This is a genomic window from Streptomyces pallidus (ex Mingjun et al. 2026) (assembly GCF_051550185.1).
Classification (GTDB): domain Bacteria; phylum Actinomycetota; class Actinomycetes; order Streptomycetales; family Streptomycetaceae; genus Streptomyces.
Genome location: NZ_CP196181.1, coordinates 7,064,661 through 7,087,085, shown reverse-complemented (window position 1 = coordinate 7,087,085; position 22,425 = coordinate 7,064,661). Strand labels below are relative to the sequence as shown.

The window sequence follows — 22,425 nt, the reverse complement described above, 5'->3', positions numbered from 1 at the left end:
GACACGGATAGGGACACCCGCGGCCGCGCGGAATCATCGCTGCGGCGCGTGTGATCCCGGTCACACCGGAAGGAGTCGGGGGCGTTTGGCGGTGCGGTCGGTGCCGGAGGAACGGCCGCGTGCGCGCCGCAGCAGCCAGGGCCCGAGGAAGCCGGCGGCCCAGCGGAGTTCGACGGCGGCCCTCTGCCGGCGGGTCGCGGGCGGTGCGGGCGCCAGGGGACGGGTCCAGGCGTCGTCGCTGCCGGGGAGGGCGAGGGCCTGGGCGACGGCGGCGGCGATGCGCGCATGGCCGAGCGGGCTGGCGTGCAGCCGGTCCGGGCTCCACAGGCGGGAGTCGGTGACCACGGGGTGGTGGGCGGTCTCGGCGACGGTGACGCCGTGGCGGCGGGCGGCCTCGCGGATCCGGTGGTTGAGGGCGGTGACCCGGGGCGCGAGCGGGCGGGCGAGCGGGGTGATCCGGGAGACGTCGGGGAAGGTCAGGGTGGCGACCCGGGCGCCCTGGGCGGTGAGCGCGGAGAAGACGGCCTCCAGGTGACCGGCGACCTCGTCGGCGTCGAAGCGCGGCCGCAGGAGGTCGTTCACCCCGGCGACCACGGTGGCCAGGTCGGGGCGGAGCGCGAGGGCGGGGCCGAGCTGCCCGGCCCGCACCTGGCCCGCGAGGCGGCCGCGGACCGCGAGGTTGGCGTACTGCAGGCCGGGGTGGTGGCGGGCCAGCTCCTCGGCGAGGCGGTCGGCCCAGCCGCGCAGGCCGGTGGCGTCGTCGCCGTCGCCGAGACCTTCGGTCTGGCTGTCGCCGAGGGCGACGTACCGCGCGTACGGGTGCCCCCGGTGCGGGTGTCCGCGGTGCCGGTCAGTGCTGTCGGCGGGCACGGGCGGCTTCCCTCTCCTCCAGGACGGCGGCGGTCCGTTCGCACCACTGCTCGTTGGCCTGCTCGTAGGCGATGCCGGCCAGGCACGTCAGGTACGGGCCGACGCGCTCGCCGTGGCGCAGGAACTCCTCCTCGCTGCGGTCCCCGCGCATCTTCGCCAGCAGCTGCCCGAAGAGGGCGGTCTTGGTACGGGCGATCCCCGCGCGTTCGGCGAGCTGGTCCAGGAGCGTCCCGGCGTCGACGTGGTCGGCGGCGTGGACCTTGACCACGAGGTCGTCGCGCATGAAGGAGGGCTTGGCGGCGGCCTCCGTGAACCGCTCCAGCTCGGCGAGCCCAGCAACGGTGACCGTGAACAGACGCTTGTTCGGGCGGGCGTCCTGGACCACTTCACGCCCGGCGACCAGGCCTTCCTTCTCCAGCCGGGCCAGCTCGGCGTAGAGCTGCTGGGGCAGGGCGTGCCAGAAGTTCGCGACACCGACGCTGAAGGACTTGGCCAGCTGGTAGCCGCTCAGCTCCGCGTCGAGCAGCGCCGCCAGCACGGCGTGGCGCAAGGCCATGGGCCGCCTCCCGTCTCCTCGGTGCCGCCCTCTGGGCAGGGCCGCTCCCGCCATGGTACTAGTCATGAATCTGATTACTCATATTTTTGAGTATCCGGGACCGGGCGGGGCCGGACCCTGACCGGGACACGAGTACCGAGGAGCTGGAGGAGCCATGAACGCAGCCGATCGCTTCCGCACCGCCGTCGACGACCGCGACCTCGCCGCTGTGGAGGAGCTGTTCACCGAGGACGTCCGCCTGTTCAGCCCGGTGAAGTTCACGCCCTTCGAGGGCCGGCCGATGGTGCTGGGGCTCCTCGGGGTGCTGCTGCGGACCTTCGAGGACTTCCGTTACGTCGGCCGCTTCGACGGCGCCTCCGAGACCAGCACCGACGGCGCCGAGGCCCCGTCCGCGGTGCTGCTCTTCCGTGCGACCGTGAACGGCCGCGAGATCCACGGCATCGACCTGCTGCACTTCGCCGAGGACGGCCGGATCAAGGAGTTCACCGTCATGGTCCGGCCGCAGTCGGCCGTGCACGCCCTGGGCGAGGCGGTGCTCGCCGGGCTGGTCGCGGACGGCCTGGTCCCGGGCGCGGCGTGAGCCGACGGCGGCCGCCCGGCGCTCCGGCGGGCGGCCGCCGCCACCGGTTGAACTCCGCAACCAAGCCCGAGATGCCGCCGGTTGCCCCGCGACACGGGGGCGCGGAGACTTGGATGCGTCGGACGCGTCGGACGCGACAGCAGGTAGTACCCGCGGCGGGGGGCCGAGAAAGGGGGAGGCTGCGCCATGGCCTTCCACGCCTTCCACCATGCGCCCCACGGCGGGGCGCGGCACGACGGGAGCGGTGGGGGCGGCCGGGTCCGTCCGCGGTTCTGGGCGGAGGTCGTCCTCGGCGGGCTCGCCGCCCTGCTCTTCCTGGCCACGCTGATCCGGCGGGACTGGATCGAGCTGCTCTTCGGTGTCGAGCCGGATGCCGGGAGCGGGGCGCTGGAGTGGCTCATCGTGGGCGTCACCGCCCTCGTCACCGTGCTGTGCGCGGTCGGCGCCCGGACCGAGTGGCGGCGGGCGCACCCGGTGGGCGCGCACGCCCCCAGGTAGGGCGGCGCCGTCCGCTTGCGCGCCTCCACGAGCCGTGCGGAGGCCGCCGATCGGGCTGCGGGGCGCGGAGCCCGGCGACCGACCGGCCCGGTCGATGCACCGTCACCATCATGCGGCAGGATGGCCATCCGTTCCGGTTGCGCACACGCGTACGCCCGAACGGGCCTCCACGCACGACAAACTGACAGGTGGCAAGGTGACGACACACTCCATACGACGGCCGGCAGCACCCGTCGCCGCTCCCCCGGCCCGGCAGGCCACGGAGGGCGTCCGTTGAACCGGGACCTCGTCCTGCACGACTGGCTCGCGGCCGGCATCTCACTCGCCGCGGGCGCCCTGGCCGCCCTCCTCCTGCGCGCCGTCCTCAAGCGACTGGCCAAGCACGCCGAGCGGACGCGTTGGGCGGGCGACGACATCATCGTCGATGCCCTGCGCCCCGTCGCCCCGGGCGCGGCGCTCATCGCCGGCGCCGCGGTCGCCGGCAGCCTGCTGCCCCTCACCAGCAGGGTCTCGGGGCTGCTCAACCAGAGCCTGACGGCGCTGCTGGTGCTCATCGCCACGCTCAGCGTGGCCCGGGTCATCGCGGGCCTCGTCCAGTCCGTGGCGCAGTCGCGGACCGGGGTGGCCGGATCGGCCTCGATCTTCGTGAACATCACCCGGATCGTGGTGCTCGCGATGGGCTTCCTCGTCGCCCTCCAGACGATGGGCGTGTCCATCGCACCGCTGCTCACCGCCCTCGGCGTGGGCGGCCTCGCGGTCGCGCTGGCGCTGCAGGACACCCTCGCGAACCTGTTCGCGGGTGTGCACATCCTCGCCTCGAAGACGGTGCAGCCCGGCGAGTACATCCGCCTCAGCAGCGGGGAGGAGGGGTACGTCGTCGACATCAACTGGCGCAACACCGTGGTGCGCAACCTGTCGAAGAACCTCGTGATCATCCCGAACGCGCGGCTCGCGAAGACGAACATGATCAACTTCACCCAGCCCGAGCAGCAGCTGACCATCACGGTGCAGGTGGGCGTGGGGTACGAGAGCGACCTGGACCACGTGGAGAAGGTCACGCTGGAGGTGGTCGACGGGGTGATGGCCGAGATCAACGGCGCGGTCCCCGAGCACGAGGGCCTGGTCCGCTTCCACACCTTCGCGGACTCCCGGGTCAACTTCACGGTGATCCTCGGCGTCGGCGAGTTCAGCGACCAGTACCGGATCAAGCACGAGTTCGTGAAGCGGCTGCACCGGCGGTTCCGGGAGGAGGGGATCTCCATCCCCGCACCCACCCGCACGGTCGCCTTCCACGGCGAGGGCCCGACACCGGCGGCGTTCGGTGCGGCGGTCCCCCACCAGCGCGGCACGTCCCCGTCCGTACTGACGGACACCGGCCGCTAGCGGACGGGGGTCCGGGACGGGTGCCCGGGGCGAGGAGGGCCGTCCGGTGGTACGGGCGTGTGACGCCGTGCCACCGACGGCCCTCCCGATGCGCCCGTACCGTCACGGCCTCCGTACGATGGGCGCATGACCTCTGCCGCGCAGCCGACGAGCCGCCGCCCCGTCGGGCGCGGCTTCGTGCTGCTGGTACTGGTGCTGCTGGCCGGCGTGCTCGGCATGCACGCCCTGTCGCCCAGCCCCGCCGCCGCCCGTCCGGCCGGTGCCGCGCAGGCGTCCCACTCCGGGCACGCGATGGCCCCCGACCGTGCGACCACGGCGGCGGCCGCGGACCAGTACCGGGACGAGGACAGGGTCTGCTCGCACACCGACGGCGGATCCGGCCACTTGGGCCACGCCGACGCCACCTGCGCGGCGGCCGGCATCGGCTCCGGGTACGCGCCTCCGGCGCTGACCGCCGCCCTGATGGGCGCGGGTCCGGCGCCCGCACCTCCCGGTGCCGTGCCGGCCTCCGCGGTGACCGACCGGGCACCGCCGGATCTGGCCGAGTTGCAGCTCCTGCGGATCTAGAGAGGCCCGCGCGGCCCGCCTTCGGGCGGGGCCGTGCCGCCGGCACCTCTTCATCCGTTCCTCGCGCGGGCCCCGTACCGCGTGCCCCGCGTGCTCGTCCACGCCTGTGCACGCCGTACCGGGCCGCGCAGCACCAAGGAGTCGCACCACCATGAGCAGCAAGCGTTCCCTCGTCCGCCGTACCGCCACCGCCGTCGTCGCGTCCGCGGCGGCCGTCCTCGTCCTCACCGCCTGCGGCGGCAGCGGCGCCGACACCGGCAGCGGCAGCAGCTCCGCAGCCCACGGCGGGCACGACGGCGCCGCCGCCCCGTCCGCCGCGCCGGCCGCGCAGGGGCAGCACAACGCCGCGGACGTCGCCTTCGCCAAGGGGATGATCCCCCACCACCGGCAGGCGGTCGAGATGGCCGACCTGGCCGCCACCCGCGCCGAGAACGCCGAGGTGAAGAAGCTCGCGGCGGACATCAGGAAGGCGCAGGACCCCGAGATCAGGACCCTGTCCGGGTGGCTGTCCTCCTGGGGCGAGCAGGTGCCCGCCGAGGGCGCCGCGGACCACTCCGCGCACGGCACGGCCGGCATGATGAGCGCCCAGGAGATGGACCGGTTGGAGAACGCCTCCGGCAGCGCCTTCGACACCGCCTTCATGGACCTGATGGTCAAGCACCACGAGGGCGCCGTGGCGATGGCCAGGACGGAGCAGACCACGGGCTCCTTCCCGGCGGCCAGGACCATGGCCGAGGCGATCATCAGCTCCCAGTCCGCCGAGATCGCCCAGATGAACAAGCTCCTCGGCAGGAGCTGACCCGACGCTGAGGTCGACCCCGGCCCGCACGTCGGCGCCCCTGCGGCGCCGGCACCCCGGGCCGGGGCCCGACCTCCGTGCGGTCAGGCCGTCCGGGCGGGCCCGTCGGCGGCCCCCTCGTCGGCCGCGGCCGCAGCCCCGCCGGCGGCTGCGGCGAGGAACTCGGCGATGCGGTGTTCCGCGTCGGCGGGGAGTGCCGTGGGCATCGCGAAGTGGGTGAGACCGGGCAGGGTCTCGACCCGGGCGTGCGGTACGGTCCTCCGGGCGCGGGCGGCGACGTCCTCGGCCCGGTGGGCGCCGCTGCGGGCGGCGAACAGCACCAGCAGCGGGGCGTGCAGCCCCGCGGCGTCCGGGCGGCGGCCGACGACCGGCCGGCGGCCCGCGAAGGCCTCGGCCCCCAGCGCGTAGAGCCGCTTCCACTCCGGGTCGGTGTCGGTGCCGGCGGTCTCCCGGTCCAGGTAGGCGAGGGCGCGGGCCGCGGTCGGCCGCACCAGCACCGGCAGTGACCGCAGCAGGAAGCCCAAGCGGAATCCGGCGAAGCACTGCGTCGGGTCGAGCAGGACCAGCCGGTCGACCCGGCCTGGGCGGTGCAGTGCGTACGACAGGGCGATCCAGGCCCCGTACGAGTGCCCCAGCAGCTGGGCGCGGTCGACGCCCAGGCCGTCGAGGAGCGCGTCCAGCCAGTCCATCAGGTCGGCGGGCGTGCGCAGCGGGCGGCCTTCGGTGACGCTCAGTCCGGCGTCGCGCGGGAGGTCGACGGCCAGCACCCGGTGGCCGGCGCCGAGCGCCCGGGCGGTACGGAACCAGACGGCTCCGGTGGCGCCCCCGCCGGGCAGCAGGAGCAGCGGCGGGGCTTGGGCGGGCCCGTGGGCGTGGATCCGGGTGGTGCCGTACGGGGTGGGGACGTCGAGGTCGTCGGTGCCGGCGGGCCAGCGGGCGAGCAGGGCGTCGTAGGCGGCGGAGAACTCGGCGAAGGACTCGGCGGACGAGGGCATGGCGGCTCAACCTCCGGGCGTGGCGTGTGCCCCGTTGATGATTGTCTCGCTGAACGAGATACTAGCCGAGTGAGTGAAGACCTGACCCCCGAGATGCGGCTCGTCCATCTGCTGCGCGCCGTGACCGTCGAGTTCGACCTGCGAGGGGCGGAGTTCGCGGCCCGCAACGGCCTCCACCCCACGGACCTACGAGCGCTGATCTTCCTGCTCGACGCAGAACGGGCGGGTACGACGGCCACGCCGGGGCGGCTCGGTGAGGCCCTGCGGCTGAACTCGGCCGGCGTGACGGCGCTGGTCGACCGGCTGGAACGGCTGGGGCTGGTGCGACGCCGACGCGACGGGGAGGACCGGCGGCGGGTCCTGCTGTCGGTGGAGGAGAAGGCCGTCGAGCTGGGGTGGTCGTTCTTCGGACCGCTGATCTCCCGGCTGGTCGACGCGGCGGAGGGCTTCTCCCCGGCCGAACTGGACACGGTGCACCGCTACCTGACCGCAGCCCTGCACGCCACTGCCCCGCCCCTGCCCGCAGCCGCGGAGCAGCCCGCCCCGGACGGAGGGCCGTAGCGAAGCGGCCGCGTCCGTCCACCCTGCCGCCCGGCCGCGTGGTACCGGCCTTCGCCCCCGGGCCGCTCGCTCAGCGGACCGTGAGCCGGATGGGGTCCGCGGGCGGGAGGACTGTGGGCATCTCGTCGCCGACCCAGGCGTACTCCAGGCCCGCCGGGGTCGCTCCGTCCTCGGTCCACGCCAGCGGTTCGCCGATGTAGCCGCCCGCCGGGCCGTGGAAACGGGCCGCGACGGGGACGAGCGCCTGCGGCAGGGCCGCCGGCCCTACCAGCCCGGGCACCCGCAGGTCGACGCGGACGGAGTGGGGCCCCAGCGGGCCACGACCTCCGTCGCCCGGGGTGGGGCCCGGGGCGTGCGCCGCTGGTCAGGGGCGGTGCGTCGGGGCGCGCACCGGCCGGTCGAGGCCGGTGGTGGGGGCCGTGAGGGTGTCGGCGAGGTAGTCGTCCAGGTGCGGGGCGGGGGCGTCGAGCACGTGCCGCACCCAGGCGTCGCGTTCGTGCGCGATCGGCGGCAGCTCCCAGACGCAGCCGATGAGCGAGCGGTCCAGACGTACGAAGTGGGCCGGATCGCGGTCCGGGCAGCCGAGGACCGGCTGCCCGGCCGCACCCCCCGCGAAGTGCAGGGCGTTGTCCCAGACCCAGCTGTAGACGTTCAGGTAGGCCCCGTCGTCCCCTCCCCTGTGGAGGACGAGGAAGCCGCCCGGAGGCGTCCCGTCGGGTTCGGGAAGCGTCTGCAACAACTGCGGGAGGAACCGGTAGGCCGCCTCCTCCACCTCCGGCTCGATCCCCGCCGGGTCGGCGGTGACGTGGTAGCGCTTGATGCGGCGGCCGGCGACCTCGATCGGAGGCCGTACGGCGAGGTTCTTCTCTGCGAAAGCCATGCCTGGACGGTAGGAGCGCTCCACTGACATCTTGTGTCAGTGAAGTCGAGCCGCCTCGTCACGATCCTGCTGCTGCTCCAGACCCGGGAGCGGATGACCGCCGCCGAGCTGGCCCGGGAGCTGGAGGTGTCGGTGCGGACGGTGTACCGCGACGTGGAGTCGCTGGCCGCGGCCGGCGTGCCGCTGTACGGCGACGCGGGGCACCGGGGCGGCTACCGGCTGTTCGACGGCTACCGGACCCGGCTGACCGGGCTGAGCAGCGGGGAGGCCGAGGCGCTGTTCCTGTCCGGGGTGCCCGGTCCCGCCGCCCAACTCGGCCTCGGACGGGCGTTGTCGGCGGCCCAGCTCAAGCTGCGGGCGGCGCTCCCGCCCGAACTGCGGGCCCAGGCCGACCGGATGCGGTCCCGGTTCCACCTCGACGCGCCCGGCTGGTACGCGCGGGACACCGCGGTGCCGTTCCTGCCGCGGATCGCGGACGCGGTGTGGCGGGGGCGGGTGGTCGAGGTCCGGTACCGCCGCTGGCGGGAACCGACCGACGTGGAACGCCGGTTGCGGCCGTACGGGCTGGTGCTGAAGGCCGGCCGCTGGTACGTGGTGGCCGCGCCCGCACCGCCGGCCGGCCCGGATCCGGACCGGCCCGCGCGTACGTACCGGGTGGACCAGGTCCTCGACCTCACCGTCACCGACGAGGAGTGCGCGCCCCCGCCCGGATTCGACCTGGCCGCGCACTGGGAGCGGGCCCAGGAGGACTTCCGTGCCCGGCTGTACCGCGGGCAGGCCGAGGTGCGGCTCTCCCCGCGGGGTGTGACCCGGCTGAACACCGACGACGCCGCGGCCGTCGCCTCCGGGGGCGTCCCGGACCCGCAACGGGCGGGGTGGACCCGGGCCGTCCTGCCGATCGAGTCGCCGGAGCACGCGGTGGCGGCGTACCTCGCCCTGGGCACGGACATCGAGGTGCTGGGGCCGCCGGAACTCCGCGCCCTGATCGCGGCCACCGCGGCCGCGGTGGCGCAGCGGTACGCGGGGTGAGGCACGGGGCGGCGCGGATCCGCCGGAACACGGAGCGGACGTGAGTACGCGAGCTCGCCTCCGGGTGCTGCCGGCATGACTGCGGCTGCTGGCGGTGGCGGCGTCGGCGGGCGCGTGGGCGCTGCTCGGTACCGAGCCGTGGTTCACCGCCCGGGCACTGTGCGCGGTGGTGGCCGTCGCCCTGCTGGACCTGTACCGCGCCCTCCGGGTGGCGTACCGGCTGTTGGCGACGGCGGTGGAGAAGCTTCCCCCGAGGCTCGACCGCCCGATGGACCCTGAGGGGAAGCGACAGGACGCGGCTCCGGGACACACCCGGCTGACCTGCGCACGGGCCGGCCGGCTCCGCCGTCTCGGCGAGGCGGCGGTCGTGCTGCTCGGGGGTCAGGTGGTCGATGTAGAGGGTGCCGTTCAGGTGGTCGGTCTCGTGCTGGAGGCAGCGGACGAAGAAGCCCTGTCCCGACCCACGACCAGCGGGTTTCCGTCCTGGTCGGTGCCGCGTACGACGGTCCGGGCGGCGCGGGCCAGCTCGTGCCGGGCACGGGGCTCGGACAGGCAGCCCTCACGGCGGACGACGGCGGACGAGGGGCGGCTCGTCGGGCACCGGCGCCGGGTCGACGACCGGGTTGCACATGTGGCCGGTGTGGCGGACGCCGTCATCGCCGGGGCAGTCGTGGCCGAACAGGCTCAGGTCCACCCCGACCTGGTTGGCGGCGAGGCCGGCGCCGTGGGCGGCGTGCAGGGTGAAGAACATGTCGTCAGGCAGGAGAGCTCCTCGGTGCCGAACCCGGTGACGGGGGCGCACGGGCGGTGCAGCCCGTCCGCGCCCACCTCGTTGATCGGCCGGAACGGACCGCGCCGGGCCCGCGGCGGCAGGGCCCGGTCGGCGGCGGCCGTCGCCGGTCGGGGGCGGTCGGTACGGGGGTGGCCGGTACGGCGTTCGACATGCCGGGGCTGCTTTCGGAGGAGGTACGGCAGGTACGGCAGGTACGCCCCGGCCGACGGGGGCCGAGGCCCGCGCCCGCGGCGGGCCGGTCAGGCGCGGGCCGTGCCGGTGATCCGTTCCAGGTCGGTCATCAGCGAGTCCAGCCAGAACACGGTCGCGTAGTAGAGCCACGGGGCTCCGTCCGGCTCGGCCTCGAAGTCGTCGAACGCCGGATCGCGCAGCGGCACCGGCGCCGACGGCGTATCGCTGCCGCGGTCGAGGGAACCCGACACCAGCAGCATCCGGCCCGCCACCCGGTCCCCCAGGCGCGTCACCGCCGCGGCCGCCTCATGGCCCAGCGGCGGCAGCGCGACGGGCCCGGTCTCCAGTGGCTCCGCCGGTTCGAGCAGGCGGTCCGCACCCCACTGGGTGTGGTGCCCGGCCATCAGCGTTGCCTGCCAGTCCGGCTCCAGCGGCTCCAGCGGCTCCGGCAGCTCCGGCGCGGGCGGCTCCTGCGCCGCCGACGGCAGCGGTGGCTCCGGCGGATCGGGCCGGTCGCGCGGGTCCGCACGGGGCCCGCCCGGCGCGGCCGCCGCGTGCACCCCGGCCGCACCGGCCGCCGCCGCCCCGATCGCCCCGGTGTGCTGCCCGGGCGGGGTGGCGGGCTCGCTCTGGAACTGCGCGTACGCCGACTCCGCGAGGTACAGCGCGTGCCGCAGCGAGCGGCGCCCCGGTACGACGGGCATGGCCTCCCTCGCTCCGCCCGCCGCGATCGACGCGGTCGTGGCGACCACGACCTCGGCCGCGCCCCGCAGCAGCACCGCCCCGGAGCGCTGGAGCTCCTCGTGGGCGCCGCGGGGCCACGCCAGCAGGCCGAAGACCGCGCCGATCACGCTGCCGATCAGCACGTCGAGCAGCCTGAACTCCGCCAGCTGCCAGCTCGCGGGCGCCAGCTGCGCGAACACCAGCGCCACCGTCAGGGTGAACAGACCCTGCGCCCAGCCCACACCTTTGACCGGCCCGAGCGTGAAGGTCAGGAGCATCACGGGCACCATGGCGGCCGCGTACACGTTGGTGTGAGTGTCGACCAGGGTCAGCAGGGAGCCGGTGACGAGTGCGCCGGCCAGGGTGCCGGTTAGGGCCGCCCGGATCGTCGTACCGGTCTCGCGCACCGTCGTCCGGGTCAGCGTCAGCGCCGCGAGCGTGGCCCAGAAGCCGTGCGGGAGGGTGTCCAGGCCGGCGATGGCGCGGGCCGCCGCGAGGGCGAGGCTGATCCGCACCGCGTTCTGGAAGAACACCGAGCGGCTCCCGGTGTACCCCCACAGCCGGATCCACCACAGGTGCGGGGCGCGCATCCGCGCGTACCAGAACCGCATCGTCGGGACGCCCGCGGCGGCGGCCCGCCCGCGCAGGGCGAGGTCGGCGGCGGTGGCTGCGGCGAGCGCGGCGTCCGCCACCTCCAGCACGGCGGCGTGCCGCCGCAGCCGTGCCGGCGTTGCGGACGGCCCCCACGCCCCGGACGGCCCGGACGCCCCGAGCACATCGGACGGTACGGGCACCCCCGTCGGCCCGGCGCGGGCCGCGACCAGCGCGGCGCGGGACCGGAGGAGGCCTTCGCGGGCGTCGACCGCGTCCTTCACGGGCGGTACGCCCCGCAGCCGGGCCGCGGCCTGCGCCGCCGTGCGCCGTACCGCGCCCAGGACCTCCGCCCCGGCCCGGTCACCGTCCGCGGCCGGTCCGGCGGGCAGCCGCGCGAGCCGGCTCAGCAGGGTACGGGTGGCCAGGCCGGTGTGGGCGAGGGCCCGGTCGCGGACGCTCGGCCCGGCCGGACGGTCCGCCTCCGGCACCGTCAAGGGCCGCAGCCGGCCCGTGGCCCCCTCGGCGGCGTCGAGGTCCTCGGCGGACAGCCGGTACGGGGGCGCGGCGAGTCGGCCCGCGCAGTGCTCCGCGGCGTCCAGGGCGCGGGCGGCCAGCTCCCGGTACGGGACGGTCGGCGGCTCCGGGAAGAGGAACACCTCGGCGGCGAGGAGCAGCAGGATGCCGACCGTGGCGCCGAGGAGCCGGTGGCCGAGGGTTTCGGGCGCGTACGGCGGGAACGACGGCAGGATGTACAGCAGTTGCAGGCCCGGCGCGGCTCCGGCCGGACGCGGCCCGCCGACGGCGATGAAGGCCAGGGCGAAGCCGATGACCAGCATGCCTGCGACGGCGCTCCAGGTCCGTACGGCCAGGAACGTACCGGCGGTGATCAGCAGCCAGGAGACGGGCAGCAGCCGCACCAGGACCTCGGCGCGCTGCCGGCCCGTGCCGGGGATCCGGGAGAGACCGGCCAGGGACACTGCGCCGAACAGGGCGTACGTGGCGGCGACGGTGTCCCCGAAGCCGTAGAGGAACAGGTAGAACGCGGCTCCGGCCGCCAGGGTGACCCGCGCGGCGCGGCGGGCGGCGACCGCGAAGCCGGGTGCGGTCCGCACTGCGGTGAGGAAGGCGCCGACACGGCCCATGCCACCAGCATCACGTACCCCCGCGAGGACGGCACCTCCCGGCACACCGGCACACGCGGCACACCTGGCGCCCCCGGCGCGTGCGGCAGGCGCCGGGCGGCGACGGGGGCGGCTCCCGAGGCGATTCCCCCGGTGAGCGATCATGGGCTTGACCCTCACACCGTGTCAGGCGGTCCACTCGGAGACACCATGTTCACCATCGGAGACTTCGCCCGGCACGGCCGCGTGTCGGTCCGGATGCTGCGCCACTACGACGCCATCGGTCTGCTGCGCCCGGCCCGTGTCGACCCCGCCACCGGCTACCGCCACTACACCGCCGCACAGCTGGCCCGCCTCAACCAGGTCATCGCGCTGAAGGACCTCGGTTTCACCCTGCAACAGGTGCAGGACATCGTGGACGAGCGGATCGGCGTCGAAGAGCTGCGCGGCATGCTGCGACTGCGGCAGGCCGAGCTGGAGGCGGCCGTCACGGCCGCGGCGGCCCGGCTGGTCCGGGTCGAGGCGAGGCTCCGCTCGATCGAGAGCGAGGGGCGCATGCCCACCGAAGACGTCGTCCTCAAGAGCATCCCGGCCGTACGGGTGGCCGAGCTGACCGCCACCGCCGCCAGCTTCGCCCCGGAGGACGTCTCCCCTGTGATCGGACCCCTGTACGGGGAGCTGTTCCGCCGCCTGGAGGAGGCGGGCATCAGCCCGTCCGGGCCGGGTGTCGCCTCCTACGAGGACGCCCCGGAGGGCGGTGGGGTGATCGTCGTCCACGCCGCCGTGGAGGTGTCGGCCCCGCTCCGGGGCGGGGAGGGGCACGGGGTCCTGAGGGTGCTCGACCTGCCGCCGGTCGAGCAGGCCGCGACGATCGTGCACCGCGGTTCCATGGACGCGGTCCTGCCGTCGGTCCAGACCCTGGCGCGCTGGATCGACGCCAACGGGTACCGGGCAGGCGGCCACCCGCGCGAGGTCAACCTGGAGTGCCCGGAGAACCACGGCGACTGGGTCACCGAACTCCAGACCCCCCTGGCCGCCCCGCCGGCCGGGCCCTGAGCCCCGAGGCGGCGGGCGGGCCCCGGGGCGGCGCGGCGCGGCCGTCACCGCCACCGCACCGCCCGGCGCCCGCACCCGCACCCGCACCCGCACCCGCACCCGCACCCGCTGCCTGGGACGCCGTACCCGGGTCAGCCCGCGACCGGGTCGGGCCCGCACTCGGTCCGGCCCGCGACCGGGTCACCGGGTCACCGGGTCACCGGGTCACCGGGTCAGGACCGTCCCCGCCACCGACTCCGGGACCGGGGACAGGCCCGCCGGGCGGGTCGTGAAGGTGCCGCGGCCCTGGGTGCGGCCGCGGAGCCGCGACGCGTACCCGAACAGCTCGGCCAGCGGCACCACGGCCGTGACCGCCGTGGTGCCGAACCGGCCGGCCGAGCCGGTCACCCGGCCGCGGCGGGCGGCGAGGTCGCCGAGGACGGCGCCGACCGCGTCGTCGGGGACGGTGACCACGACCTCCGCGACCGGCTCCAGCAGGGCCATGGCGCTCGCCCGGAGGGCGGCCCGCAGCGCGGCCCTGCCCGCCGTGCGGAACGCCAGCTCCGAGGAGTCCTTGGAGTGGGTCGCACCGTCGGTGAGCGTGACGCGCAGTCCGGTCACCGGATGACCGCCGAGCGGCCCGTCGGCGAGGGCGTCCCGGCAGCCCGCCTCCACGGCGCGTACGAACTCCTGCGGGACGCGTCCGCCCACGACGGTCGACGCGAACGCGAAGGACGTCTCCTGCAGCTCGGCCGTCTCCGCCCCGTCCAGCGGCTCGACGTCGATGACGACGTGGGCGAACTGGCCGGCCCCGCCGTCCTGTTTGACGTGCCGGTGGACCAGGCCGGACACCCCGCGCACGACCGTCTCCCGGTACGACACCTGCGGTCGGCCCACGGCGAGCTCCAGCCCGTGGTCGCGGCGGATCTTCTCCACCGCGACCTCCAGGTGGAGTTCGCCCATGCCCGACAGCACGGTCTGTCCGGTCTCGGCGTCGCTGCGCACCACCAGCGAGGGGTCCTCCTCGACCAGCCGGGCCAGCGCGGTCGCGAGCCGTCCGGTGTCCGTGCTGCGGCTCGCCTCGACCGCGACCGACACCACCGGGTCCGCGACCGTGGGCGGTTCCAGCAGCAGCGGTGCCTGCGGGGTGCACAGCGTGGTGCCGGCGCGGGCCGTCTTCAGGCCCACCGCAGCGACGATGTCGCCGGCCACGGCCTCGTCCAGCTCGGAGTGCCGGTCGGCCTGCACCCGCAGGATGCGGGCGACGCGTTCGGTCCGGCCGGTGCCGGTGTCGAGCACGGTGTCCCCCTTCCTCAGGGTGCCGGAGTAGACGCGCAGGTAGGTGAGGCGGCCGGTGGTGGTCACCGCCACCTTGAAGGCGAGCGCGGCGACCGGTCCGGTGGGGTCGGGCCGCCGCTCCTGCTCGCCGCCGTCCGGCCCGAGGCCCCGTACGGGGGGCAGGTCGGCGGGCGAGGGGAGGTAGGCGACGACGGCGTCGAGGAGCGGCTCCACGCCGCGGTTGCGGTAGGCGGAGCCGCACAGCACGACCGTGCCGGAACCGTCGAGGGTGACCTCGCGCAGCGCGAGCGCGAGGGTCTCGTCGGACAGCGCACCGGTGGTGCAGAACTCCTCCAGGGCGGCGGGGTGCAGTTCGGCGGTCGTCTCCTCCAGCAGGCGGCGCCGGCGCTCCGCTTCCGCGCGCAGGTCGGCGTCGCCCACCGCGCCCGGGCCGCGGACGTCGGCGGTCTCGTACGTGTCGCAGCCCTCCGGCCAGGTCAGGGCCCGCATGCGGACCAGGTCGACGAGGCCGGTGAAGCCGTCCTCGCGGCCGATCGGCAGCTGGGCGACGAGCGGCACGGCCCCGAGCCGGTCGCGCAGCGAGGCGACGGCCGTGTCGAGGTCGGCGCCCGCCCGGTCCAGCTTGTTGACGAACGCGATCCGCGGGACGCCGTACCGGTCCGCCTGCCGCCACACCGACTCGCTCTGCGGTTCCACGCCGGCGACGGCGTCGAACACGGCGACCGCGCCGTCCAGGACGCGCAGGGACCGCTCGACCTCGTCGGCGAAGTCGACGTGGCCCGGGGTGTCGATCAGGTTGATCCGGTGGCCGTCCCAGGAGCAGTTGACGGCGGCGGCGAAGATGGTGATGCCGCGGTCGCGCTCCTGGGCGTCGGAGTCGGTGACGGTGGTGCCGTCGTGGACCTCGCCGCGCTTGTGGACGGCGCCGGCGGCGAACAGGATGCGCTCGGTCACGGTGGTCTTGCCGGCGTCGACGTGGGCGAGGATGCCGAGGTTGCGGACGGTGGTGAGGGAGTGTCGGCTGGCGCGCATGGCCCTGGCCTTTCGGGTGGTGGAGCGGGGTGGTGAACGGGCTGCGCGATTGCCGGACGCACTCGTCCCGGAACTTCTCGGGACTTCTCGGAACCTTTCGGAACTTCCCCGTGGTTCTCGGCGCCTATCGGATCATCCCGGTTCGCCCGGGTTCGTCTTGTCTCCGGGCGCGGCCGTGCACGCCACCGCGCGATGCGGTGGGGGCAGGGGCGTACAGCCCGGAAACGGCCGGGCAGGGCGGGGCGGGGCCGAGCGGGGAGCGGGCGGAGCTCGGCGGAGTCCGCCGGATCGGCTCAGTCGACCGGGCGGATCCGTGCGTGCGTCACGGTCAGACGGTGCGGTGCCGGCCGCGCAGCGGGCACCGCACGGCCCGGGACACCGGGATCACGTCGTACCGGGAACGGGGAACGACGGCGGCGACGGTGCGCTGACGGCACATGACCTGTCCCCCTTCTCCAACTCGACGGTGTGCGCGCCGCGTTGCCGTCCGTCCCGGGGGTTCGCCGTTCGCGACGGTGGCGCGCGCTGCGAGTGTAGGGAACGATGCGGGTCCGGTGCACGGCATTTACGTGCGGCCGGTCGCCAGTGGCCGGGCCCCTTCCCCGCCCCGCCTCCGACGGCCCGCCGTCCACGCCGACCGGGACCCGGGTGGAACCGCACCAGGGCGGGGGAGGCGGCCTGGTGTTCCATCGGGTGGCGTACGTGGGCCTCCTCGCCGGCCCGCATCCGGTAGCCGACCCCGAGCCGGTGCTCGGCGCGCAGCCCGTCGGGGAACTGCCGCAGCGGTGCGGACGGTCCGCGTACGCGGCGGCCAGGTTGGACCGGGGGGTGTCGCCGCCGTACGGGTGCACGGTCTCGGGGCGCAGGATGGTCGCGGCGGGCGGGTCGACGCGGGCGCCGTGGTCGCAGTGCCGGCCGCGCAGCAGCGTGTGGCGGCGCCGGTCCAGCCTTCGGCGCGGTCCCTGCCGTACCGCCCGCGGAAACGGGGGTGGTGAGGCAGCTGCCGCGCTTGCCGGGCACCACCGGGGCGCCGAACCGGCGGGCCGGGTCCACGCGGGCCGGGTGGTCCAGGTGCCCGGCCGCGGAAGAAGACCACCTCCCAGCGCGGCAGGGCCGCCCGGGCGTCCGCCACGGTCGCGTCGTCCAGCGGCTGCGCCGGGTCGACGCCGGTGAGCGCGGCTCCGGCGCGTCCGGCGACGGGGCGCACCTCCACCGTGCTTCCGGGGCGGACGTGCACCCCGCCGCCGTCGCCGGCGGCTTCCCCGGCGCTGTTTCCGTCGCCGGTACGGGCGGTGGCGCTCCGAGGCTGCCCATGCGTGCCCCCTCACCGACGCCTGGGGCCGCGGTGACGCGGACGCCTACGGCCGGCTGTTCACCGACAACGCCACCTACACGACGTACGTCGGCAGCCACTACGAGGGTCGCGCCGACATCACCGAGGGCCACCGCGCCCCGTTCCGGGACTTCGTCAAGGGCACCGAACTCGCGGCGGGCTACCTCGACATGCGCCTTCCTCGGCAAGGACGTCGTCGTCCTGACCGGCCGCGGGGACGACTACAGCGGCAGCAGGCCGGCCCTCGGCGAACTGTCCGAGGTGCAGACCTACACGCTGGTCCGCGACACCGACGGGGTCTGGCGGATCGCGGCATTCCACAACACCAGGCGGCAGAACGCGATGGAGCGCCCCTCCTTCCTCTACTCCCCCGCCACGGCCCCGAAGGCGGAGAGGTGACCGGCGGCCGCCGAGGCGCCCCGCCCGGACGCCGGAGGCGCCGCGCGGCCCCTCCGGGACGGGTCAGGGTCAGGGTCAGACGTCGACGGTCCGCATGAACTCCGGCGCGTAGCGGTCGCCGGAGGCGACACCGCGGGGGGCGACGGCCTCGATCGCGGCGACGTCCTCGTCCGTGACCGCGATGTCCGTGGCGGCGATGTTCTCCTCCAGGTAGCGCCGCCGCTTCGTGCCGGGGATGGGCACCGCGCCCTGGCGCAGCACCCAGGCCAGGGCGAGCTGGGAGGGGGTGACGGACTTGGCGTCGGCCAGGCGGCGCACGGCCTCGACGACGTCGAGGTTGCGGGCGAAGTTGTCACCCTGGAAGCGCGGGTCGGTCCGGCGGAAGTCGTCCTCCGCGAAGTCGTCCGGGCCCTTGATCGCACCTGAGAGGAAGCCGCGGCCCAGCGGGGAGTAGGCGACCAGGCCGATGCCCAGCTCGTCGAGGACGTCCCGCACGCCGTTGGTCTCCAGGCCGCGCTCGAAGAGGGAGTACTCGGTCTGGACGGCGCTGAGCGGGTGGACGGCGTGGGCGCGCCGGATCGTGGCCGCCGAGGCCTCGCTGACGCCGAGGTAGCGGACCTTGCCGGCCGTGACGAGCTCGGCCATCGCGCCGATGCTCTCCTCGATCGGCACGTTCGGGTCGACGCGGTGCAGGTAGTACAGGTCGATGTGGTCCGTGCCGAGGTGGCGCAGCGAGCGGTCGGCGGCGCGGTGGATGTACTCGCGGCTGCCGTTGTGGCCGAAGCGGTTGCCCTCGTCGTCGAACTCGAGGCCGGTCTTCGTCGCGATGACGACCCGGTCGCGGGGGTGGTCCGACAGGGCCTTCGCGATCAGCTGCTCGTTGCGGAAGGGGCCGTAGCCCTCGGCGGTGTCGAGCAGGGTGACCCCGAGCTCCAGGGCGCGGTGGATGGTGGCCAGCGATTCGGGCTCGTCCGTGGCCCCGTAGAAGGCGCTCATGCCCATGCAGCCGAGGCCTTCGGCGCCGACCTGGAGGCCCTGGGTACCGAGTGCACGCGTTTCCATGCTGCTTCTCCGCTCTCGCTCAAGTAACTAACTGGTTATCTACACCGTGCACGACCCGCTCCCGCTTGTCAATAACTGGATAGTTACTTGCTAGCCTGGGCCATATGGCACGTGATTCCAGCGCAACGAAGGCCCGTATCCTCGCGGCGGCCTTCGACGAGTTCGCCGAGTACGGTATCGCCGGGGCCCGGGTGGACCGGATCGCCGACACGGCCGACGCGAACAAGCGGATGATCTACGTCTACTACGGGAACAAGGAGCAGCTGTTCGACCAGGTCCTCCAGCAGGCCATGGAGCAGGGCGCCGAGTCCGTCCCCTTCGACGCCGAGAACCTGCCCGGCTACGCCGGCGCCATCTTCGACCACCTCACCGCGGACCCGCGCCTGATGCGGCTGGTGATGTGGAAGCGGCTGGAGCGGCCCGAGGCCACCGCTCTGGAGACCGAGGCGTACGCCCGCAAGCACGCCGCCCTCGCCGTGGCGCAGCAGGGGGGCCACGTCGACCCGACCCACGACCCGGCCGACGTCCTCACCCTGGTCCTGGCCCTGGCCCAGGCCTGGTACACCACCGCCGCCGCACCGGCGGGCCCGGGCCACCGCGCGGCGGTGGTCGACGCAGTGTCCCGCCTGACCGCCGCGAAGCCCCCCACCCAGGGCCTCCTCGCCCCCTAGTGCCGTGGCCGGAGTGGTTCACCGCGTCGCGACGCTCCCCCGGCTTCCGCTGGGAGGCGCCCCCGGGCACGGCGCCTCGCCGCGTCGTCGGACCGCGCCAGTACGTCCGGTACGCGCCGCGACCCTCCGCCTCGCGATGCACCGCACCGGACGCCGCGAGCCGGCAAACCTCTCCGGCCACAGCACTAGCCCCGGGGCGGGGCCGGGGCCGGTGGGTGGTGGGGGCCGCGCGAGGCGGCCGGGAACCGGCGCCACAGGGACCAGGACGCGGTGGCCACGAGGAGGGCGTTCAGGAGCACGGGGGCCCAGCCCCAGTGCAGGGCGGGCCAGGTGGCGGCCGCCGCGACGCAGGACACGGCGAGGTCGGCCCCGGCGAACACCAGCCACGCCACGAGCGGCCGCCTCCGGGGCTCCAGGGCCCCGTTCACGGCGGCCAGCACCGACGCCGCGGTGAGCAAGGGGCCCACCGCCCAGCGGGCGTGCCAGCCGAGGGCGGCGTACCACAGGTACGCGTTCACCCAGACCACGGCGAAGCAGGCGCCGCCGCGCAGGAGCCGGGGCCAGGCCCGGTTCGGCCGGGGGCCGGTGGCCGTCGCGGCCTCCGCGGGCGCGGGGGTCTCCACCGCCGCACCGGGCGGGCCCTCCTGGTCGCCGGTCCCCCCGCCGCCCCGGACGGGCGGCGCGTCTTCCCGCCCGGTCGGCGCGGGTCGCGCCGCCGCGGCCCCCTCACCGCGGGCCACCGCCTCCAGCGCGGCCAGGGCCTCCTCCGCCGTGCTCCGCCGGGCCGGATCCTTCGTCAGCAGGCCCGCCAGGACGGGCGCCAGCGCGCCCGCCCGCTCCGGTACGGGCGGGTCCTGCATGACGATCGCGACGCACAGCGCGGAGAAGGTGTCGGCGGAGAACGGCGGCCGGCCCTCCACCGCGCTGTACAGGGTGGCGCCCAGGGACCACAGGTCCGTGGCGGGCGTCGGGGGCTCGCCCTCCAGCTGCTCGGGGGCCATGTAGGCGGGCGTGCCGATGACGGTGCCGGTGTGGGTGAGCGTCATGGTGGCGTCGGAGACGTGGGCGATGCCGAAGTCGGTGATGACGACCCGGTCGTCCGACAACAGGACGTTGTCGGGCTTGAGATCGCGGTGGATCGTGCCGGAGGCGTGCGCCCGTACGAGGGCCTTCAGCATCAGGGCGCCGATCTCCGCGACGCGGCGCACCGGCAGCCCGCCCTCACCCGCCACCGCGGCGCCGAGGGAGGTTCCGGTCACGTACTCCATGACGATGGCGGGCGCGCCTTCGTGCTCGACCACGTCGTGGACGGTGATGATCCCCGGGTGGTTGAGTCGCGCGGCGGCCCGCGCCTCGCGCATCACGCGCTGCAGCAGCACCGCCCGTTGCTCGTCGCCGATGCCCTGCGGCAGGAGGACCTGCTTGACCGCGACCTCCCGTCCGAGCGTCTCGTCCCGCCCCCGCCAGACCCGGCCCATACCGCCCTGGCCGATGAGGTCGAGGAGTTGGTACCGGCCGCCTATCAATGCCCCGTTCGCCTCTGCCACCCGCCCACCCTAACGACCGGATGATCTCCGCGAGGCCCGTCCCCCGGATCGCGGACGCGGGCCGGTCAGGGGTGCGGCTGCGGGGGCGCGGGGCGCGGCCTCGCGGCTCGTTTCAGGGCCGTCGCCCGGTCTCCGCCGGGCTGCCCGCGCTCCCCGCCCGCGCATGATCCAGGTGGTAGACGGCGAAGGCGCGGCCTATGACCGGCATGGCGACGTTGCGGACCAGGACCCCGCCCGCCGTCATCCCGTGCTCCGTGCCGTGGTGGGCGTGGCCGTGCAGGGCCAGGTCCGCGCCCGCGGCGTCGATCGCCTCGGCCAGCAGGTAGCTGCCGAGGAACGGGTAGATCTCCAGCGGCTCCCCGGCCAGCGTGTCCGGTACGGGGGCGAAGTGGGTGAGGGCGATCCGCACGGCGCAGCCGTCTTCGGCCAGGCCGTCCAGGGCCCGGCGCAGCCCCTCGGCCGACTCGCGGGTGGTCCGGACGAGGGCCTTCATCTCGGGTTCGCCGAAGTCCCCGGCGCAGCGCCCGGCGAAGCCCCCGCAGAAGCCCTTGGTGCCGGCCACGCCGACGCCGGTGCCGGTGCGTACGGAGGTGCCCTCCAGGACCGCCACCCCGGCCTCGCGGAGGACGTCCGCGACCTCGTCCTGGCGGTCGCTCTGGTAGTCGTGGTTGCCGAGCACCGCCACCACGGGCACGGGCAGCCCCCGTACCTCCCCGGCCACCACCGCGGCCTCCTCGGGGGTGCCGTGCCGGGTGAGGTCGCCGGCGAGGAGCAGCAGGTCGGCGCAGTCGCCGAGGGTGTCGAAGGCGGGCCGCAGCAGGCCCTCGCTCCCGGGAGCCAGGTGGATGTCACCGACGGCAGCGACACGGGTCATGGCAGGTCTTCCTCCTGCGCCTGCGAGGGCGGCTGCACGCTGACGACACGTACGTCGTGCCGCCAGGGCAGCCCGGCCAGCTCCTCGGCGGCGATGCGCAGCACCGTGTCCCGGCACGCGCGGGTGGTGACGGTGCCCGACAGGACGGGGGTCCCGCCGCTCAGGTCGATCTGGACGCCGAGTTCGGCGACGTCGTCGCGGGCGAGCCGGTCGCGCAGGTGCTCGACGCGGTACGTGACGGCGCCGGCGGCCGGCGCGGACGCAGCGGGCCCGGGGCGGGGGACGGTCATGGCTGCGGCTCCTTCCGGGGCGGCTGCTGCCGGCCGTGTTCGCGCGGGCCGATGATGTCGAGCCGTTCGAGGAGGTACAGGAAGGCGTCGGGCAGCGGATCGGCCCGGTGGGCGCGGTCGAGCCGGTCCCAGTCGATGCGCTCGCGCAGGACGCGGGCGGTGGGCAGCAGGGAGCCGAAGTCGCAGTAGTGCTCGGTGAGGGCGGCGAGCAGGCTGTCCATGAGGTCCGTGGGGGCGAGGACCGGCATGTACACCGAGTCCACGGAGCGGACCTCGGCGCGGGCGAGCAGTGCGCTGCCGACCGGCCGGCGGGCGAGCTCGAAGATCAGATCGATGTCCTCGCCGTCGGACCGGCCCTTGACCAGCCAGTCCTCGGAGGATTCGCGGAGCCGGACGCCGCCCTCCGCCAGGGCTTCCATGACCTCCGGGGCGTCCTCGCGGCGCAGGCAGAAGTCCGTGTCGTGCTGGAAGCGGGCCGGGACGCCGTGGGCGAACGCGGCCACGCTGCCGGCGAGGGCGAAGGGCTTGCCGGTGGCCTTGAGCAGGGTGCCGACCCGTTTGGTCGCCTCCAGGATGGCCTGGGTGTGGTCCTGCGGCAGACCGGCATCACGACCGGTGCCGGGGCCGGTGTCCGGGTCGGTGCCCGTGGGCACACCGGCTGCGGCCTCCGGGTGGGGCGTAGGGGCGTGGCTCATGGGTGCGGCCTCCTGGTCGGCCGGTGGTCGCCAGCGCCTGCCCGACCCCGGAACGGGTAAACCGGGCC

Annotated in this window: 22 protein-coding genes and 3 pseudogenes; 11 read left to right on the top strand and 14 right to left on the bottom strand. The window is 75.2% G+C overall.

Translation table 11 applies throughout. The annotated features are described in order from the left end of the window. Nucleotides 1–60: 60 nt before the first annotated feature. Nucleotides 61–870 carry an SGNH/GDSL hydrolase family protein gene (locus ACSHWO_RS31595; protein ID WP_438317385.1) on the bottom strand — a complete coding sequence of 270 codons (810 nt, stop codon included), beginning with the start codon at nt 868–870 and terminating at the stop codon, nt 61–63. Further along, on the bottom strand, nt 851–1,426 hold the full coding sequence (locus tag ACSHWO_RS31590) for a PadR family transcriptional regulator (RefSeq protein WP_438317382.1): 576 nt from the start codon (nt 1,424–1,426) through the stop codon (nt 851–853). The genes ACSHWO_RS31595 and ACSHWO_RS31590 overlap by 20 nt, the downstream gene beginning before the upstream one ends. 154 nt (nt 1,427–1,580) lie before the next feature. Here ACSHWO_RS31590 and ACSHWO_RS31585 point away from each other — a divergent pair, with 154 nt between their 5' ends. The 5 genes from ACSHWO_RS31585 (at nt 1,581) to ACSHWO_RS31565 (ending at nt 5,253) form a co-directional block, all read left to right on the top strand. Further along, nucleotides 1,581–2,006, top strand: a complete 426-nt coding sequence (locus ACSHWO_RS31585; protein WP_361086695.1) for a nuclear transport factor 2 family protein — start codon at nt 1,581–1,583, stop codon at nt 2,004–2,006. Nucleotides 2,007–2,192: 186 nt separating this feature from the next. After that, nucleotides 2,193–2,504, top strand: coding sequence for an ABC transporter permease (locus tag ACSHWO_RS31580; RefSeq protein ID WP_385805820.1), 312 nt, complete (start codon nt 2,193–2,195; stop codon nt 2,502–2,504). Between the two features lie 273 nt (nt 2,505–2,777). Next, nucleotides 2,778–3,887, top strand: a complete 1,110-nt coding sequence (locus ACSHWO_RS31575) for a mechanosensitive ion channel family protein (RefSeq protein WP_385805822.1) — start codon at nt 2,778–2,780, stop codon at nt 3,885–3,887. Nucleotides 3,888–4,013: 126 nt separating this feature from the next. Then, on the top strand, nt 4,014–4,454 hold the full coding sequence (locus tag ACSHWO_RS31570; protein ID WP_385805824.1) for a DUF6153 family protein: 441 nt from the start codon (nt 4,014–4,016) through the stop codon (nt 4,452–4,454). Nucleotides 4,455–4,605: 151 nt separating this feature from the next. Then, a complete protein-coding gene (locus tag ACSHWO_RS31565; protein ID WP_438317377.1) occupies nt 4,606–5,253 on the top strand; it encodes a DUF305 domain-containing protein in 648 nt (215 codons plus the stop codon). An 83-nt stretch (nt 5,254–5,336) separates the two neighbouring features. Here the strand turns inward: ACSHWO_RS31565 and ACSHWO_RS31560 are convergent, their stop codons facing one another. Then, nucleotides 5,337–6,248 carry an alpha/beta fold hydrolase gene (locus ACSHWO_RS31560; RefSeq protein WP_438317374.1) on the bottom strand — a complete coding sequence of 304 codons (912 nt, stop codon included), beginning with the start codon at nt 6,246–6,248 and terminating at the stop codon, nt 5,337–5,339. A gap of 93 nt (nt 6,249–6,341) precedes the next feature. On the opposite strand from ACSHWO_RS31560, the gene ACSHWO_RS31555 reads away from it, so the two are divergent. Then, nucleotides 6,342–6,809, top strand: a complete 468-nt coding sequence (locus ACSHWO_RS31555) for a MarR family winged helix-turn-helix transcriptional regulator (protein ID WP_438319318.1) — start codon at nt 6,342–6,344, stop codon at nt 6,807–6,809. A 70-nt stretch (nt 6,810–6,879) separates the two neighbouring features. Here the strand turns inward: ACSHWO_RS31555 and ACSHWO_RS31550 are convergent, their stop codons facing one another. Then, nucleotides 6,880–7,089: a hypothetical protein gene (locus ACSHWO_RS31550; protein ID WP_438317371.1), complete on the bottom strand. Its 210-nt coding sequence runs from the start codon at nt 7,087–7,089 to the stop codon at nt 6,880–6,882. 84 nt (nt 7,090–7,173) lie between these two features. After that, complete coding sequence (locus tag ACSHWO_RS31545) at nt 7,174–7,689, bottom strand: hypothetical protein (RefSeq protein ID WP_438317368.1); 516 nt, start codon at nt 7,687–7,689, stop codon at nt 7,174–7,176. A 39-nt stretch (nt 7,690–7,728) separates the two neighbouring features. Between ACSHWO_RS31545 and ACSHWO_RS31540 the strand changes: the two genes are divergently transcribed. Beyond that, nucleotides 7,729–8,718, top strand: coding sequence for a helix-turn-helix transcriptional regulator (locus ACSHWO_RS31540; RefSeq protein WP_438317365.1), 990 nt, complete (start codon nt 7,729–7,731; stop codon nt 8,716–8,718). A 340-nt stretch (nt 8,719–9,058) separates the two neighbouring features. Here ACSHWO_RS31540 and ACSHWO_RS31535 read toward each other — a convergent pair. Together ACSHWO_RS31535 and ACSHWO_RS31530 are read right to left on the bottom strand one after the other, a co-directional pair. Continuing rightward, a pseudogene (locus ACSHWO_RS31535) lies at nt 9,059–9,591 on the bottom strand (peptide deformylase); the annotation flags it as partial. Between the two features lie 159 nt (nt 9,592–9,750). After that, entirely contained in the window at nt 9,751–12,141 is a 2,391-nt protein-coding gene (locus ACSHWO_RS31530; protein ID WP_438317363.1) for an FUSC family protein, read from the bottom strand. A gap of 189 nt (nt 12,142–12,330) precedes the next feature. Here ACSHWO_RS31530 and ACSHWO_RS31525 point away from each other — a divergent pair, with 189 nt between their 5' ends. Continuing rightward, the gene (locus ACSHWO_RS31525) at nt 12,331–13,176 is read left to right on the top strand and encodes a MerR family transcriptional regulator (RefSeq protein WP_438317360.1); all 846 of its coding nucleotides are present in this window, start codon (nt 12,331–12,333) and stop codon (nt 13,174–13,176) included. A gap of 204 nt (nt 13,177–13,380) precedes the next feature. Here ACSHWO_RS31525 and fusA read toward each other — a convergent pair whose 3' ends face one another. Together fusA and ACSHWO_RS31515 are read right to left on the bottom strand one after the other, a co-directional pair. Then, a complete protein-coding gene (fusA, locus tag ACSHWO_RS31520; protein ID WP_438317357.1) occupies nt 13,381–15,486 on the bottom strand; it encodes an elongation factor G in 2,106 nt (701 codons plus the stop codon). 630 nt (nt 15,487–16,116) lie between these two features. Next, nucleotides 16,117–16,723: pseudogene (locus ACSHWO_RS31515) on the bottom strand (TauD/TfdA dioxygenase family protein); the annotation flags it as partial. A 131-nt stretch (nt 16,724–16,854) separates the two neighbouring features. Here ACSHWO_RS31515 and ACSHWO_RS31510 point away from each other — a divergent pair. Together ACSHWO_RS31510 and ACSHWO_RS31505 are read left to right on the top strand one after the other, a co-directional pair. After that, nucleotides 16,855–16,938: pseudogene (locus ACSHWO_RS31510) on the top strand (SgcJ/EcaC family oxidoreductase); the annotation flags it as partial. 142 nt (nt 16,939–17,080) lie between these two features. Then, nucleotides 17,081–17,218: a hypothetical protein gene (locus ACSHWO_RS31505; RefSeq protein ID WP_438317354.1), complete on the top strand. Its 138-nt coding sequence runs from the start codon at nt 17,081–17,083 to the stop codon at nt 17,216–17,218. Between the two features lie 75 nt (nt 17,219–17,293). Here ACSHWO_RS31505 and ACSHWO_RS31500 read toward each other — a convergent pair whose 3' ends face one another. Continuing rightward, nucleotides 17,294–18,280, bottom strand: a complete 987-nt coding sequence (locus ACSHWO_RS31500) for an aldo/keto reductase (RefSeq protein WP_438317351.1) — start codon at nt 18,278–18,280, stop codon at nt 17,294–17,296. Nucleotides 18,281–18,384: 104 nt separating this feature from the next. On the opposite strand from ACSHWO_RS31500, the gene ACSHWO_RS31495 reads away from it, so the two are divergent. Then, nucleotides 18,385–18,951: a TetR family transcriptional regulator gene (locus tag ACSHWO_RS31495; protein WP_438317348.1), complete on the top strand. Its 567-nt coding sequence runs from the start codon at nt 18,385–18,387 to the stop codon at nt 18,949–18,951. A gap of 185 nt (nt 18,952–19,136) precedes the next feature. Here ACSHWO_RS31495 and ACSHWO_RS31490 read toward each other — a convergent pair whose 3' ends face one another. The 4 genes from ACSHWO_RS31490 to ACSHWO_RS31475 form a co-directional block, all read right to left on the bottom strand. Further along, nucleotides 19,137–20,498: a serine/threonine-protein kinase gene (locus ACSHWO_RS31490; protein WP_438317345.1), complete on the bottom strand. Its 1,362-nt coding sequence runs from the start codon at nt 20,496–20,498 to the stop codon at nt 19,137–19,139. A 112-nt stretch (nt 20,499–20,610) separates the two neighbouring features. Next, on the bottom strand, nt 20,611–21,372 hold the full coding sequence (locus tag ACSHWO_RS31485; protein WP_438317342.1) for a metallophosphoesterase family protein: 762 nt from the start codon (nt 21,370–21,372) through the stop codon (nt 20,611–20,613). Beyond that, the gene (locus ACSHWO_RS31480; protein ID WP_361086632.1) at nt 21,369–21,662 is read right to left on the bottom strand and encodes a hypothetical protein; all 294 of its coding nucleotides are present in this window, start codon (nt 21,660–21,662) and stop codon (nt 21,369–21,371) included. The genes ACSHWO_RS31485 and ACSHWO_RS31480 overlap by 4 nt, the downstream gene beginning before the upstream one ends. After that, on the bottom strand, nt 21,659–22,357 hold the full coding sequence (locus ACSHWO_RS31475; protein WP_361086629.1) for a nucleotidyltransferase family protein: 699 nt from the start codon (nt 22,355–22,357) through the stop codon (nt 21,659–21,661). The genes ACSHWO_RS31480 and ACSHWO_RS31475 overlap by 4 nt, the downstream gene beginning before the upstream one ends. Between the last annotated feature and the right edge of the window lie 68 nt (nt 22,358–22,425).